This window comes from Leucobacter holotrichiae, assembly GCF_055791005.1.
Window position 1 is genome coordinate 380,433 of record NZ_JBVUAC010000001.1, and the last position, 14,357, is coordinate 394,789.

At 70.7% G+C, this 14,357-nt stretch carries 12 protein-coding genes; 3 read left to right on the top strand and 9 right to left on the bottom strand.

Annotation, left to right across the window (positions count from 1 at the left end; genetic code table 11):
• Window positions 1–12 precede the first annotated feature (12 nt).
• The 3 genes from AC0KXF_RS01800 to AC0KXF_RS01810 all read right to left on the bottom strand — a co-directional run bounded on the left by AC0KXF_RS01800 (window position 13) and on the right by AC0KXF_RS01810 (window position 4,248).
• On the bottom strand, window positions 13–942 hold the full coding sequence (locus tag AC0KXF_RS01800; protein ID WP_473107567.1) for an ABC transporter permease: 930 nt from the start codon (window positions 940–942) through the stop codon (window positions 13–15).
• Window positions 943–975: 33 nt separating this feature from the next.
• Entirely contained in the window at window positions 976–1,887 is a 912-nt protein-coding gene (locus AC0KXF_RS01805) for an ABC transporter ATP-binding protein (protein WP_473107568.1), read from the bottom strand.
• Between the two features lie 126 nt (window positions 1,888–2,013).
• Entirely contained in the window at window positions 2,014–4,248 is a 2,235-nt protein-coding gene (locus AC0KXF_RS01810; RefSeq protein ID WP_473107569.1) for an ATP-dependent DNA helicase RecG, read from the bottom strand.
• Between the two features lie 51 nt (window positions 4,249–4,299).
• On the opposite strand from AC0KXF_RS01810, the gene AC0KXF_RS01815 reads away from it, so the two are divergent.
• Complete coding sequence (locus AC0KXF_RS01815) at window positions 4,300–4,953, top strand: RsmD family RNA methyltransferase (protein WP_473107570.1); 654 nt, start codon at window positions 4,300–4,302, stop codon at window positions 4,951–4,953.
• Between the two features lie 125 nt (window positions 4,954–5,078).
• Here the strand turns inward: AC0KXF_RS01815 and AC0KXF_RS01820 are convergent, their stop codons facing one another.
• Complete coding sequence (locus AC0KXF_RS01820) at window positions 5,079–6,548, bottom strand: NAD-dependent succinate-semialdehyde dehydrogenase (protein ID WP_473107571.1); 1,470 nt, start codon at window positions 6,546–6,548, stop codon at window positions 5,079–5,081.
• A gap of 20 nt (window positions 6,549–6,568) precedes the next feature.
• A complete protein-coding gene (gene gabT / locus AC0KXF_RS01825) occupies window positions 6,569–7,909 on the bottom strand; it encodes a 4-aminobutyrate--2-oxoglutarate transaminase (RefSeq protein WP_473107572.1) in 1,341 nt (446 codons plus the stop codon).
• 158 nt (window positions 7,910–8,067) lie between these two features.
• Between gabT and AC0KXF_RS01830 the strand changes: the two genes are divergently transcribed.
• The gene (locus AC0KXF_RS01830; protein WP_473107573.1) at window positions 8,068–9,675 is read left to right on the top strand and encodes a PucR family transcriptional regulator; all 1,608 of its coding nucleotides are present in this window, start codon (window positions 8,068–8,070) and stop codon (window positions 9,673–9,675) included.
• 23 nt (window positions 9,676–9,698) lie between these two features.
• Here AC0KXF_RS01830 and thiL read toward each other — a convergent pair whose 3' ends face one another.
• Window positions 9,699–10,739, bottom strand: coding sequence for a thiamine-phosphate kinase (thiL, locus tag AC0KXF_RS01835; RefSeq protein WP_473107574.1), 1,041 nt, complete (start codon window positions 10,737–10,739; stop codon window positions 9,699–9,701).
• 43 nt (window positions 10,740–10,782) lie between these two features.
• Here thiL and AC0KXF_RS01840 point away from each other — a divergent pair, with 43 nt between their 5' ends.
• Window positions 10,783–11,265 carry a DUF3515 family protein gene (locus AC0KXF_RS01840; protein WP_473107575.1) on the top strand — a complete coding sequence of 161 codons (483 nt, stop codon included), beginning with the start codon at window positions 10,783–10,785 and terminating at the stop codon, window positions 11,263–11,265.
• 40 nt (window positions 11,266–11,305) lie between these two features.
• On the opposite strand, the gene AC0KXF_RS01845 is transcribed toward AC0KXF_RS01840, so the two are convergent.
• From AC0KXF_RS01845 to AC0KXF_RS01855, 3 genes are read right to left on the bottom strand one after another with little or no spacing between them, the layout of a single operon-like run.
• Window positions 11,306–12,454, bottom strand: coding sequence for a D-alanine--D-alanine ligase family protein (locus AC0KXF_RS01845; RefSeq protein ID WP_473107576.1), 1,149 nt, complete (start codon window positions 12,452–12,454; stop codon window positions 11,306–11,308).
• On the bottom strand, window positions 12,451–13,539 hold the full coding sequence (locus AC0KXF_RS01850; protein WP_473107887.1) for an NAD(P)H-dependent glycerol-3-phosphate dehydrogenase: 1,089 nt from the start codon (window positions 13,537–13,539) through the stop codon (window positions 12,451–12,453). The genes AC0KXF_RS01845 and AC0KXF_RS01850 overlap by 4 nt, the downstream gene beginning before the upstream one ends.
• A gap of 29 nt (window positions 13,540–13,568) precedes the next feature.
• Complete coding sequence (locus tag AC0KXF_RS01855; RefSeq protein ID WP_473107577.1) at window positions 13,569–14,345, bottom strand: lysophospholipid acyltransferase family protein; 777 nt, start codon at window positions 14,343–14,345, stop codon at window positions 13,569–13,571.
• Between the last annotated feature and the right edge of the window lie 12 nt (window positions 14,346–14,357).

Below are 14,357 nucleotides of genomic sequence, written 5' to 3' on the forward strand. Positions count from 1 at the left end.
TCTTCCCGTCGCTCAGCGCGCGTCGCGGCGCTTGAAGAGAAGCGCGGCGGGCACGAGCACGGCCGCCGCCCAGATCGCCATCGCGATCAGCGCGCCCCAGTAGTCCGGGCCGACCGCAGCACCGGCGCCGGGAGTGCCCGGAGCGGGCAGCCCCATCGAGAGGGTGCCGCCCAGATCGCCCGGGAGGTACGCGGAGACGGTCGGCAGCCACTCCCACCCGGTGAGCATGAGCATCTGCATCGCGATCGGCAGCACGAACGTGATGCCCGCGATCACGGCGATACCGCCCGCCGTCGAGCGCAGCATCGCGGCGATGCCGAACGCCAGCAGGGTGATGAGCACGAGATAGGCCAGCGTTCCGAGGCCGCCCGAGATGACCGTCGCGGAACCGAGCTGCTCGGCGGCCTGCGGCAGGAACGCGATCGCGAGCGCCAGCCCGCCGAGCACGAGTACCAGGGCGGTGATCGCCGCCACCACCGCGGTGACGATCGCCTTCGCCACGATCACCGGCGTGCGGCGAGGAACCGCGGTGAGCGTGGAGAGGACCATGCCGCTCGAGTACTCGCTCGTCACAGCGAACACCCCGAGCACCCCGAACACCAGCGCCAGGAACGGTGCGGTGAACGTCGAGACGATCAGCAGGTAGCTCTGCAGCCCGGCGGCGTCCAGGGTCATCATGGAATCGGGGCTGCCCGCTTCGCTACTCCACAGCAGCGCGATCATCGCGCTCAATCCGAGCCCGACGAGCACGGTGATGAGCAGCGTGAGACGAATGCTGCGCAGCGAGAGCAGCTTGATGCGTTCGGAGCGCAGCACGCCGCCGAAGGTGAGGCGGGGCGCGCCCATGATCGGGCGGGCGGGCTGCCGTGCGGAGCGAGTGGAGGATCCGCCGGCGTTCTCACCGGGGACCTTGCTCGCGTCGATGGTGATGGTGGAGGTCATGATGTCTTCCTTACTGGGATGATCTGAGGCGGCTCAGGCGGTCTCGTACTCGAGCTCGCCACGGGTGAGCGCGAGGTAGGCGTCCTCGAGCGACGAGGAGACCGGGCTGAGCTCGTGCAGCTCGATGCCGTGGGCAGCGGCGGCGCGGCCGATCTCGGCCGCCGTGATCCCCCGGGCGGTGAAGCCCTGATCGCCCTCGGGATCGAGTTGCACGCCTTCGGCGCCCATGAGCAGCGACGCGAGCTTCGCGGCTTCGGGGCTCTGCACCCGCACCCGCTCGCGCTGCGCGCCGCCGCCCGCGACGAAGTCGGCGATCGGCGCGTCGGCGACGACGCGCCCCCGACCGAGCACGATGACGTGGTCGGCGGTCTGCGCCATCTCGCTCATCAGGTGGCTCGAGAGCAGCACCGTCCGCCCCTCACCGGCGAGGTGGCGCAGCAGCTGCCGCACCCAGAGCACGCCGTCCGGGTCGAGGCCGTTCACGGGCTCGTCGAGAATCAGCGTCTGCGGGTCGCCGAGCAGCGCGGCCGCGATCCCGAGCCGCTGCCCCATGCCGAGTGAGAAGCCGCCGACCCGCTTGTTCGCGACCGCGGAGAGGCCCGTCTGCTCGAGCACCTCGTGCACTCGGCGATCCGGGATGCCGTGCGTCGCCGCGAGTGCGCGCAGGTGTCCGCGGGCGGTGCGTCCGGGGTGCACCCCCTTGGCGTCGAGCAGCGCGCCGACCTCTGCGAGCGGCGCGTGCGAGTCGGCGTAGCGCTTGCCGTTCACGGTGACCGTGCCGGCCGAGGGGCGATCCAGCCCCACCATGAGCCGCATGCTCGTCGATTTGCCGGCGCCGTTCGGGCCCAGGAAGCCGGTCACCTGACCCGACTTGATCGAGAAGCTGATGTCGTCGACGGCCGTCTTCTTGCCGTACTGCTTGCTCAGGCCTCGTGCCTCGATCATGTTGGTCTCCTTCGCGTGGTGCGTGCGGTGCTGCAGCGTGCTGCATCGTTGCTTCCACCGTAGGGTCGCCGGTCGGGGCCCGGATCGACCCCGAGTGCCCACCGTGTGGTACCTGGGTACCGTTCTCTAGGATTTCGCGAGGTTTTCGAGCAGGCCCGCCTCGTGCTCGCGGGCGATCAGCTCGGCGAGGCCGGGGGCGGTCTCGAGTTCGGGATCGCGCTCGAGGAGCGCCGCCGCGACCTCGCGGGCGTGCGCGATCAGCTCGCCGTGCTCGGCCACGCGCAGCAGCTTCAGCGTGGAGCGCCCGCCCGACTGCGCGGTGCCGAGGATATCGCCCTCGCGCCGCAGCTCGAGGTCGATCTCGGCCAGGGCGAAGCCGTCGGAGGTCGCGGCGACCGCCTCGATGCGCTCGCGCGCGACCGTTCCCTGTGCGGCCGTCGTCATCAGCAGGCACAGACCCGGGTGCTCGCCGCGGCCCACTCGACCGCGCAACTGGTGCAGTTGCGAGATGCCGAAGCGGTCGGCGTCTCGCACGATCATGATCGAGGCGTTGGGGACGTTGACACCGACCTCGATGACGGTGGTGGCGACGAGGATCCCAATCCGCCCCTCCGCGAAGCCGCGCATCACGCGGTCCTTCTCGTCCGAGGCCATCCCGCCGTCGAGCCCCTCGATCCGCACGCCCGCGTATTCGGGTCGCCGCCGCAGTTCGGCGACCGTGTCCTCGACGTTCGCGAGCGGCCTCGGCCGCTCGGCTTCAGCGTCGACATCCTCGTTCTCGAACTCGTTCTCGAGTTCGGGATCGACCTCGCCCGCCGAGATCGCGGGGCAGACCACGTAGACCTGACGGCCCGCAGCCAGGTCCTCGGCGGTGCGCGCCCACACACGGGCGGCACGGTTCGGCATCTCGAGCTCGGGCACGGTGAAGGTCTCGATGCCCTGCCGCCCCGGGGGCAGCTCGCGGATCGTAGTGACCTCGAGGTCGCCGAAGGCGGTGAGCGCGACCGTGCGCGGGATCGGGGTCGCCGTCATGGCGAGCACGTGCGGCGACGCGCCCTTGCGGCGCAGGGCCTCGCGCTGTTCGACGCCGAAGCGGTGCTGCTCGTCGACCACGATGAGGCCGAGGTCGTAGAAGGTCACGTTCTCGCCGATGAGCGCGTGCGTGCCGACCGCGATCCGACAGGTACCGGAGGCGAGCGAGAGCAGCGCCCGCTTGCGCTCCGCCGCCGGCATGCGCCCGGTCAGCAGCACCGGGTTGAGCTCGGCCGCGAGGTCGGGGCCGAGAGCGTCGACGATCGAGCGGAAGTGCTGCGCCGCGAGTACCTCGGTGGGGGCGAGCAGCGCGCTCTGGCCGCCGCTCGCGGCCACCTGCAGCATGGCGCGCAGCGCGACGAGCGTCTTGCCCGACCCGACCTCGCCCTGCAGCAGCCGATGCATCGGGTGGGGCTGGGCCAACTCGTGCGAGATGGTCTCGCCGGCGCGCCGCTGGTCGCCCGTGAGGTCGAATGGCAGCGCTGCGTCGAAGCGGTCGAGCGGTGTGGATCCTGAACTTGATCCCAGCCCCGATCCCCCGGCCTCCGCGCCTGACAGCGGCCTCGGTGTGCTCGCCTCGAGGCTTGTCCGGCGTCTACGGTCGAGCAGCGCGAGCTGCAGCTCGAAGGCCTCGCGGAACCGCAGACTCTGCTGGGCGCCGCGCCAGTCGGCGTCGTGCTGGGGACGGTGGATCAGCTCGAGCGCCGGTCCGTACGCCATGACCCCCTCGGCCTCGCGGATCTCGGCGGGCAGCGGGTCGGCCACCGGGCCGAGCGCGTCGAGGACGAGCTCGACCGCGCGCTGCACCGTCCAGCTCGGCATCTGCGCGGTGGCCGGATAGATCGGCACCGGCGTCTCGGCCCAGGCGCGCGCCGCAGCCTCGTCGAGCTGCGCGCCCCCCGGCGCCTCGTCGCGGTTCTCGAACATCTCGTATTCGGGGTGCTGCAACTGCAACTGCCCGCGGTACTCGCTGACCTTGCCGGCGAAGATGCCCCGCCGCCCCGGCACCAGATCGCGGATGCGGTAGGGCTGGTTGAAGAACGTGAGCGTGAGCGTGCCGGTGCCGTCGGTGATGCGGGCCTCGAGTATCTTGCCGCGGCGACGCTGCATCTGACGCTCGCGCACGTCGAGCACCTGCGCCACGACGGTGATCTGCTCGCCCAGCGGCAACCCCATGAGCGGCGTCAGTTCACCCCGCCGCGAGTACCGGCGCGGGATATGGTGCAGCAGCTCTCCCACGGTGCGCACCCCGAAGGCGCGCTCGAGCGGCTTCGCGGTGCGCGCGCCGACGACCCCGTCGAGCGGCGTATCGAGTGTCGCGAGAACCATGCCTCTAGCGTATCGGCGGCCACTGACACTGCGAGGCGGTACCCTCGTGGGGTGACCAGAATCATCGCCGGAGCCGCGGGATCCCTGCGCCTCGACGTGCCGAAATCGGGCACCCGCCCCACGAGCGACCGTGTGCGCGAGGCCGTCTTCTCGACACTCGAATCGTGGGGACTCGTCGACGGCGCCCGTGTGCTCGACCTCTACGCCGGATCGGGCGCGCTGGGCCTCGAGGCCGCGAGCCGGGGCGCGGCCTCGGTGACGCTGGTCGAGAAGCATCCGCAGGCGGCGCAGGTCGCGAGCCGCAATACGCGCACCGTGCTGGGCGCGTTCAGAGACGCCGGATCGGCGCCGGCCGTCGACGTAGTGCGGCAGTCGGTGCAGACCTTCCTCGACGGCGCCGGCGCGGGGTCGGGCGCCGGCGCCGGTGCGCCGGCTCCGCACGGACCAGCCCCGCGCTGGGACGTGGCGCTGCTCGATCCGCCCTACGACCTCGGCGAGGCCGAACTCACCGCGAATCTCAGCGCGCTGGTGCCGCTGCTCGCCGACGACGCGGCGGTGCTCGTCGAGCGCAGCACTCGCTCCCCCGAACCGACCTGGCCGGCCGGCCTCGCCCCCGTGCGCGAGAAGCGCTACGGCGAGACCGCGCTGTGGTGGGCGGAGGTCGTCGTCGACGACCGGGGCTCGGAGCAGCAGGGCTCGGCGTAGGCCGGAGGAGGCTCAGCCGCCCTCGCCGGGCACAACGCAAAACTTCGGCGATCCGCCGGATACCGGGAGAAACAGCTCGAAGCTGCCGGTACCGAGCGGATCGCCGGAGTTTCAGGGATCGCGGCCTAGGAGCGCGGGATCAGCGTGTACTTCGTCGACAAGAACTCGTGGATGCCGTCGAAGCCGCCCTCGCGGCCGATGCCCGACTGCTTCACGCCGCCGAACGGAGCCGCCGCGTTCGACACGAGGCCGGTGTTCAGGCCCATCATGCCGGTCTCAAGCTGCTCGATCATGCGGTGACCGCGAGCGATGTTCTCGGTGAACACGTAGCTCACGAGGCCGTACTCGGTGTTGTTGGCGATCTCGACCGCCTCCTCCTCGGTGGAGAAGCGGATGATCCCGAGCACCGGCCCGAAGATCTCCTCGCGCATGATCGCGGCCTGCGAGCTGAGCTTGTCGATCACGGTCGGCTGGAAGAAGTTGCCCGGCCCATCGATGGTCTCACCGCCGGTCACGATCGTGCCGCCGGTCTCGACCGCGTCGGCGACGAGACGCGCCGTGTTCGCCACGGCCTTCTCCTCGACCAGAGCACCGATGTCGTTGCCCTCGTCTGCGCCTCGCCCGATCTTCATCGCGGCGACCTTCTCGCCCACGCGACGCGCGAACTCGTCGGCCACCGACTCGTGAACGATGATGCGGTTCGCCGCGGTGCAGGCCTGGCCGATGTTGCGGAACTTCGCCAGCAGAGCACCCTCGACGGCCTTATCGAGATCCGCGTCCTCGAACACGATGAACGGCGCGTTGCCGCCGAGCTCCATCGAGGTGCGCAGCACGTTCTGCGCCGCGGCCTCGAGCAGCTTCACGCCCACCGGGGTCGACCCGGTGAATGACAGCTTGCGCAGGCGCGGATCGCTGAGCAGCGCCGACGACTGAGCGCTCGACTTCGAGGTCGGCACCACGTTCACGACACCGGCGGGCAGGCCCGCCTCCTCGAGCAGCTGCACGAAGTAGATCGTCGTCAGCGGGGTCAGCGCGGCCGGCTTGATCACCGAGGTGCAGCCCGCGGCCAGCGCCGGAGCGATCTTGCGGGTCGCCATCGCCAGCGGGAAGTTCCACGGCGTGATGAAGTAGCACGGCCCGACGGGGATGTGCGAGACCACCATGTTGCCGGTGCCCTCGGGGTTCTGTCGGTAGTCGCCCTGCACGCGCACGGCCTCCTCTGAGAACCAGCGCAGGAACTCGCCGCCGTACACGACCTCGCCGCGGGCCTCGGCGATGGGCTTGCCCATCTCCATGGCCATCAGCAGCGCGAACTCCTCCTTGCGCTCCATCAGCAGATCGAACGCGCGGCGCAGGATGTTCGAGCGCACACGGGTCGGGGTGTTGCCCCACTCCTGCTGCGCCTCGACGGCTGCGTCGAGCGCGCGCACCGCGTCCTCGACGGTCGCGTCGGCGATCGTCTTGATGACCTCGCCGGTCGCGGGATCATGCACGTCGAACGACGCACCCGACGTCGAGGCCTCCCACTTGCCGCCGATCCCGAGGCCGCTCTCAACACGGTCGAGCAGCTCCTGCTCGTTGGGCTTCAAAGCCATTGTTCTGTGTCCTTCCGTTGTCAGTTAGCGGCGAGCGCGTCGGCGACGATCTGCAGGCCCTCGCGCAGCAGCTCGTCCGAGATGGCGAGCGGCGGGAGGAAGCGGATCACGTTGCCGTAGGTGCCGCAGGTGAGCAGGATCACGCCCTGCTCGCCGGCCTGCTTGGCGATCGCACCGGTCAGCGCGGCGGCGGGCTTCTTCGATCCCGACTCCACGAGCTCGATGGCCTGCATGGCACCGCGGCCGCGGATGTCGCCGATGCGGTCGTCGTTCTTCTGCAGCTCGGTGAAGAACTCCTCGATGATCGCGCCGATCTCGCGGGCGCGCTCCGAGAGGTTCTCCTGCTCGTAGGTCTCGATGGTCGCGAGGGCCGCGGCGCACGAGATCGGGCTGCCGGTGTAGGTGCCGCCGAGGCCGCCGGAGTGCGCCGAATCCATGATCTCGGCGCGGCCGGTCACGGCCGAGAGGGGCAGGCCGCCCGCGATGCCCTTGGCGGTGGTGACGAGGTCGGGGACGACACCCTCGTGGTTCGCGGCGAAGAGGTCGCCGGTGCGGGCGAAGCCGGTCTGCACCTCGTCGAGGATGAAGACGACGCCGTTGGCGGTCGCCCACTCCTGCAGTGCGGGGAGGAAGCCCTCGGCAGGAGCGATGAAGCCGCCCTCGCCCTGGATGGGCTCGATGATGATCGCGGCGAGGTTGGCGGCGCCGACCTGCTTCTCGATCTGGGTGAGCGCGACCTCGGCCGCCTCGGCGCCGGTCAGGCCATCGCGGAAGGGGTACGAGGTGGGCACGCGGTAGACCTCGGGGGCGAACGGGCCGAAGCCGTCCTTGTAGGGCATGTTCTTGGCGGTCATGCCCATGGTGAGGTTGGTGCGGCCGTGGTAGGCGTGATCGAACACGACGACGCCGTTCTTCTTGGTGTAGTGACGCGCGATCTTGATGGCGTTCTCGACGGCCTCGGCGCCCGAGTTGAAGAGAGCGGAGCGCTTCTCGTGATCGCCGGGGGTCAGCTCGTTGAGCTTCTCAGCGACCTGGATGTAGCCCTCGTAGGGGGTGACGGTGAAACAGGTGTGCGTGAACTGCTGCACCTGAGCGGTGACCGCCTCGACGACGCGGGGGGCCGAGTTGCCGACGCCGGTCACGGCGATGCCCGAGCCGAGGTCGATGAGCGAGTTGCCGTCGGCGTCGACCATGACGCCGCCGCCTGCGGCGACGATCGAGACGGGCAGCGCAGCACCGACGCCCGCAGCGACCGCGGCGCTCTTGCGAGCGATGATCTCCTGCGACTTCGGGCCGGGAATGCTGGTGACGAGCTTGCGCTCCTGCGGAAGCGAGGGGCCGCCGATGAGGGCGTCTGCCATGAGATTCTCCTTGAGGCTCATCCGCGGCGCGGGGCGCAACGCGGATTCGAATGGATTCGGGATCAGCCTAGACCCGCACTCGTCGGGCCTATTGTGCCAAGATGGATGAAACAATGTCGAACTTTCGACATTTCGGCACACGACTTCGAGCGAGCGACATGGCAGAGCATCAGGATCGGGCGGAACGCTCGTCGGGTACCGCGACACCCGTCACGCACTCGCCCAGCATCGAGCTCGGCGAACTGCTGCGCCAGTATCAACTCGGGCTCGTGCTGATCGCCGGCGCCTCCGAGGATGCGGCCGAACGCCCCGTGCAGTGGGTGCACGTGAGCGAGCTCGAGGATCCCGCCCCCTTCCTCACGCCCCGCACCGTGCTCCTCACCACCGGCGCCCGCTTCACCGCGGTGCACGACCAGCGCGACGCCGACGCCTACGCGCAGCGCCTCATCGGGGCCGGGGTGACCGCGCTCGGCGTCGCGGTCGGCCTGCACTGGGATCGGGTGCCCGCGCGGATCGTCTCGGCCTGCGACAGGCTCGGGCTGCCGCTCTTCCGCGTGCCCTACGACACGGCATTCATCGAGATCGTGCAGACGGCGGCGCGCCTGCTCGAAGCGGGCGCTCGCGAGCGCGACATCTGGGCCCTCGAGTCGCAACGCGCGGTCGCGTCGGCCTCTTTGCAACGCGACGGACTGGGATCGGTCGTGCGCGAAGCCGCGTCCAGGCTCGACCGCTGGGTGTGCATCGCCGACCGCTCAGGCCGGATCATCGAGTTCGCGCCCCGCTCCGCCCGGCGCGAGGTGCAGACCGAGTGGATCCAGCGCGAGACCCGGCGTCTCGTCGAGCGCGGCCTGAGCGCCGGACGCATCGGCGGCACGGGTGGCGGAGTGCGGATGCAGGCGCTCGGCAGGCAGGGCAGGGTACTGGGCGTGCTGGCGGTCGAGGATCACGGCGCCCCCGACACCGCCGAGCGCACGCTGGTGGGGCTCGTCGCAGCACTGGCCACGGTGCAGCTCGAGCACCGCAGCGGGATCGACGCCGCCCAGGCCTCGCTGCGCGACGCGATCGTGAGGCTGCTGATCGCCGGGGACTTCGCCCTCGCCGAGAAGCTGGCAAAGGGCGCCCTCGCCCGTGTGCCCCGAGGCACGGTCGTCGCGGTGCGCTACCGCTCCGAGGGGCTGGCCCCGGAGACCCTCGAGGGCCTGCAGTCGTTCGACGCCGGCAGCGAGGGTGTCATCAGCGCCGCGCTCGACGGCGCGCCCGTGATGGTGGCGGAGGCGCGGCACCTCCCGGCGATCCGCCGCCTGCTGCTCCCCCGCCGCATCCCGTCCGGCATATCCGAGCGCGGCGAACCGGCTCAGTTGGGCGAGCTGATCGACCAGGCGGATCGTGCCCTCGAGTACGCGATCGCGAGCGGAGCGGAGGGGCCGGTCGACTACCTCCCCGCCCTCCACGACGGCGTCCTGCACCTCCTGAGCACGGTGCCGGACGCACGGCGCCGCGCCGACAGCCTGCTCGCGCCCCTGCGGAAGCACGACCGCAAGCACGACGACACGATCGAACTCAGCCTGCGCGCCTGGCTCGCGCACCACGGGCAGACGAGCCCCGCCGCGACCGAGCTCGGCATCCACCGCCACACGCTCAAGGCCCGGGTGCAGACCGCCGGGCAACTGCTGCAGGCCGACCTCGACTCCCCCGACACCCGGGCCGAGCTGTGGGCTGCGCTGCGGCTCACGGCCGACGCCTCTGAGACGCCGCACGGGGAGTAGTCGCCCCAGGAATTTCCGGCCTCTCAGGCCCCCGGCAGGCGCACGGTGTACGGGTCCCAGCCGCGCGGCTCGAGCGGAGCGCCGTCGAGAGTCACGGTAGGCCGCTCCGCGCGGGGCCCCTGGGCCGCGGTTCCCAGCGCCCGCACCTCGCCGATCCGCACGAACCCGTCTGGCAGCGCCCCGACAGCGGGGAACGTGGCGAGCAGACCGTGATCCTCGCCGCCCGTGAGCATCGCTTCCACCGGCACCCGGCACCCCGAGGCCCCCAGCTGGGCGCCGAAACCGGCGTCCAGCAGCGCAGCGTCGAGGTCGAGCACCGCGCCGCTCGCGCGCGCCATGCGGTCGGCGTCGATCGAGAGCGAGTCCGAGACGTCCATCATGGCGGTCGCTCCCGCCTCGGCGGCCCGCACCCCGAGCCCGATCGGCGGGGTCGGAGCGAGCTGCGCGGCGATCTCGACGGGGTGCGCCCGACGCAACCCCGGCAGCGAGCGGGCATGCGCGGTGCCGTCGGGATCGGCGGCTTCGGCGAACAGCAGCGAGAGCCCGAGCCCGGCGAGGCCCAGCGGCCCGGCGTAGGCGATCACGTCGCCGGGGCGCGCGCCCGAGCGGGTGACCGGTCGCCGCCCCTCGAGATCTCCGAGCGCGGTCACCGAGGCTGTCACCACGGGGGCTCGCCCGAGATCGCCTCCGACCACGCCGCAGCCCGGGGCGAGTTCGCGGCAGGCCGCGTCGAGCCCTCGCGCGATGCGCTCGAGCAGTTCGACCGGGGTCTCGTGCGGCACCGCGAGCGCGACCGTGAGCGCGGTCGGACGCGCGCCCATCGCCGCCACGTCGGAGAGGTTGGTGGCCGCGAGCTTCCAGCCCAGGTCGACGCCGTCGTGCCACGCGAGACGGAAGTCGGGGCCCTCGATCATCGTGTCGGTCGTCACGACCGCGTCGCCGGCGAAGCCGAGCACCGCGCAGTCGTCGCCCGGCCCGAGCCGCGCGCTCTCGGCTGATCCGAGACCTGCGAGCACCCGCGCCAGCACCTCGCGCTCCCCCAGCTCGCCCACGGTTGCCTTCACACTCTCAAACTAGCGCACAGGGGGATGTCGGTAGGCTGGCTGCGTGACTTCGCTCCGGATCCGCACGCTCACCCTGACCACGGCGGCACTCGCCTCGGCGACACTCCTCACGGGCTGCGCGGGAGACGTTCCGATGGAAGCGGCGGAGAACGCGAACGACCCCGCCTGCGCCGACGTGATCGTGCGGCTGCCCGAGACCGTCGCCGGCCTCGAACGGCGCACCACCAACGCGCAGGCGACGGGCGCCTGGGGCACGCCCTCGGGCGTCGAACTGCAGTGCGGCGTCGTGCCGAGCGGGCCGACCACCGACAGCTGCGTGAACGTCGACGGGGTCGACTGGATCATCGACGACTCGCAGGCCCCGATCTACCGCTTCGAGGCCTACGGCCGCTCGCCCGGGCTCGCCGTCTTCGTGAACTCCGAGCACGCCAGCGGCACCGCCGCGGTGCTCGACCTCGGAACCGTCGTCAAGCAGCTGCCGCAGACCCGCGAGTGCGTGGGCCTCGTCGATACGCTCGAACCCTAACCGCCCGGAGCACTCGGCTCCGGGCGCCCGGCGCAGGCTCTCAGTACGCCGGCTTCTTCTCGATCGCGAGCTCCACCAGCTCGGTGATGAGGTCGGTGTAGCCGAGCCCCGACTCCTGCCAGAGGCGCGGGTACATCGAGATCGGCGTGAAGCCCGGCAGCGTGTTGATCTCGTTGATGACGGGCCCGTCATCGGTGAGGAAGAAGTCGATGCGCGCGAGCCCCGCGCACTGCGTCACCTCGAAGGCCCGCACGGCGGCATCGCGGATCGCCTCGAACTCGGCGTCGGTCACCTGCGCGGGCAGTGCGAGTTCGACACCCGCCGCCCCCAGGTACTTCGCCTCGAAGTCGTAGAACTCACGCCCGGTGAAAACGATCTCGCCGATCACCGAACTGGTGCGCGGGCGGTCGTCACCGCGCCCCTCGAGCACGGCGATCTCGACCTCGCGACCGGTCACGCCCGACTCGATGAGAACGGTGCGATCCTCGGCGAACGCGACGTCGAGCGCGGCGGCGATCTCGGATCGCTCGGTCACGCGGCTCACGCCGACCGACGAGCCGGCCCGCGCGGGCTTGACGAAGAGAGGGTAGTGGAGGCCCTCGTCGAGGCGCTCGACGAGGTGCGGATCGCGCGCCACCTGCTCACGCGTCACGGTGCGCCAGGGTGCGACCGGGATCCCGGCGTCGGCGAGCACGGTCTTCACAGCGTGCTTGTCCATGCAGAGGGCGGAGCCCAGCACGCCGCTGCCCACGTAGGGCAGGTCGACGAGGTCGAGCATGCCCTGCACCGTGCCGTCCTCGCCGTAGGGCCCGTGCAGCATCGGCAGCACCGCATCGGCGTGGCCGAGCGTGCGCAGCGCGCCGCTCTGATCGATCACGGTGAGCGAGCGGGTCTCGGTCGACGCGGGCCACAGCACGCGCGTGCCGTTATCGCGAACCTCGGGCAGCGCCCCCGCCTCGAGCCGGTAGTCGTCGAGATCGCTCTCCTGCAGCAGCACGTTCGCACCGTGCTTGGTGATGCCCACGAGGATCACGTCGAACCGCTCGCGATCGATCGACCGGAGCACGCCGGCCGCGGTGACGCAGCTGATACCGTGCTCGCTCGATCGGCCGCCGAACAGCAGTACGACGGTGCGCTTGCCGGCGGACGAGTTCTCGGCGTTCGCCGGTGCGGTGGGGGCTGCAGTCACGTCGAGGGTCCCTTCAAACGGTTGAGCAATCGGCGCCAGGCGCCTTCCTGGGAGCCGGTGAGCGTCTGCTCCGGCTGGGGTACGTCGTCTTCGGTGGCCAGGTGCGGGCCGAGATCCTTCGGAGCCATGCGGCCGCTCAGCACCATCTGCACCTGCTCCACGATGGGCATGCCGATCCCGAGCTCGCGGGCCAGCTCGAGCACCGGGGGCACCGAGGTGATCCCCTCGGCGACCTGCTGCATCTGCTCCTTGGTCTCCTCCTGCGTGTACCCCTGGCCGATGAGCCGACCCGCGGTGTTGTTGCGGGAGAGCGGGGACTGGCAGGTGGCGATCAGGTCGCCGAGACCGGCGAGCCCGGAGAGCGTGGCGGGATCAGCGCCCTGCGCGACCGAGAACTGCGTCATCTCCGCGATGCCGCGCGTGATGATCGCGGCCTTCGTGTTCTCGCCGTAGCCGACGCCGTCAACGATGCCGATCGCGAGGGCGATCAGGTTCTTGAGCACGCCGCCGAGTTCAGTGCCGATGACGTCGGTATTGACGTAGGTGCGGAAGTAGGGCGCCGATGCGGCGGTGGCGATCTCCTGCGCCACGGCGAGATCGACGCACGACGCGACGCCGCCCGTCGGCTGCTCCTTGGCGATCTCGAGGGCGATGTTCGGGCCTGAGATGACGCCGATGCGGGCCGCATCGAGATCGAGGGTGTCGTAGATCACCTGCGACATACGCATGGTGGTGGTCTTCTCGACGCCCTTCACCAGGCTCACGAGCACGCTGCGCCGGTCGAGGTACGGCTCGAGGTCGATGAGGTTCTGCCGCAGGGTCTGGCTCGGCACCGCGAGGAACACGAGGGAAGCTCCGCGCAGCGCGACGCTCAGGTCGTCCGTCGCTTTCAGGCTCTTCGGGAGGTTGATGCCCGAGAGGTACTGCGAGTTGCGCTTCGCGACCTGGATCTCATGGGCGACTTCGCGTCGACGCGCCCAGACGGTCACGTCGCACCCCGCGTCGCTGAGCACCTTCGCGAAGGTCGTCCCCCAGCTGCCCGCGCCGATCACCGCGACCTTGCGGCCACGGTTGCGCTGATTCATGCCGGTGACGATCGGGATCGGCCGCGTGGTCAAAAACGCCCCGTTTCATTCTGCTGGTGCTTGCTCGGATCCCAGCGCTCGACCGGGGGCTGTTCGTCTCGAAGATCGGCGAGCAGCGCCGTGATCGCGTCCATGAGCAGATTGGTGGCCTCGGTCACCACTCGCTGATCGACCGCGCGGCCCTCGAAGCGGCTGAGGTCGAGCGCCTCGCCGACCGAGACCCGGATGGTCTTCCGGGGGAACGGGTGGATGCGCTTGGCGTAGCGCGGCATGAGATCCTGCGTGCCCCAGTGAGCCACCGGGATCAGCGGGATGCCCGATTCGAGAGCGAGCCGCACCGCGCCCGACTTACCCCGCATGGGCCAGAGGTCCGGGTCGCGCGTGAGCGATCCCTCCGGATAGACGATCACTCCCGACTCGCGCTCGATGAGCTGCCCCGCCGCGCCCATGGGGTTCGCCCCGTCCCGCGCCGGGCGCGCCGATCCCTGCCGCTCCACCGGGATCTGGCCGGATGCCCGCAGCAACCAGCCGAGCACGGGAACGCGGAAGAGGCTCGCCTTCGCCATGAACCTCGGCAGGCGGCCCAGGTGCCAGACGGCGGCGCCCATCGCGATCGGATCGATCTCGCTGTAGTGGTTGGGTGCCAGAATGAACGGGCCCGTCTTCGGCAGTTTCGACTCGGGGGTGAAGCGGTACCGCACCATGAGCGACCAGGCCGGCAGGATCGCGCAGGCGAGCACCCAGAACACGGAGGGTCGACGCTTCTCCGCGGAGGGGCGGCTGCGGAGCTTTACCGTGTCAGTCATGCTCACATTATC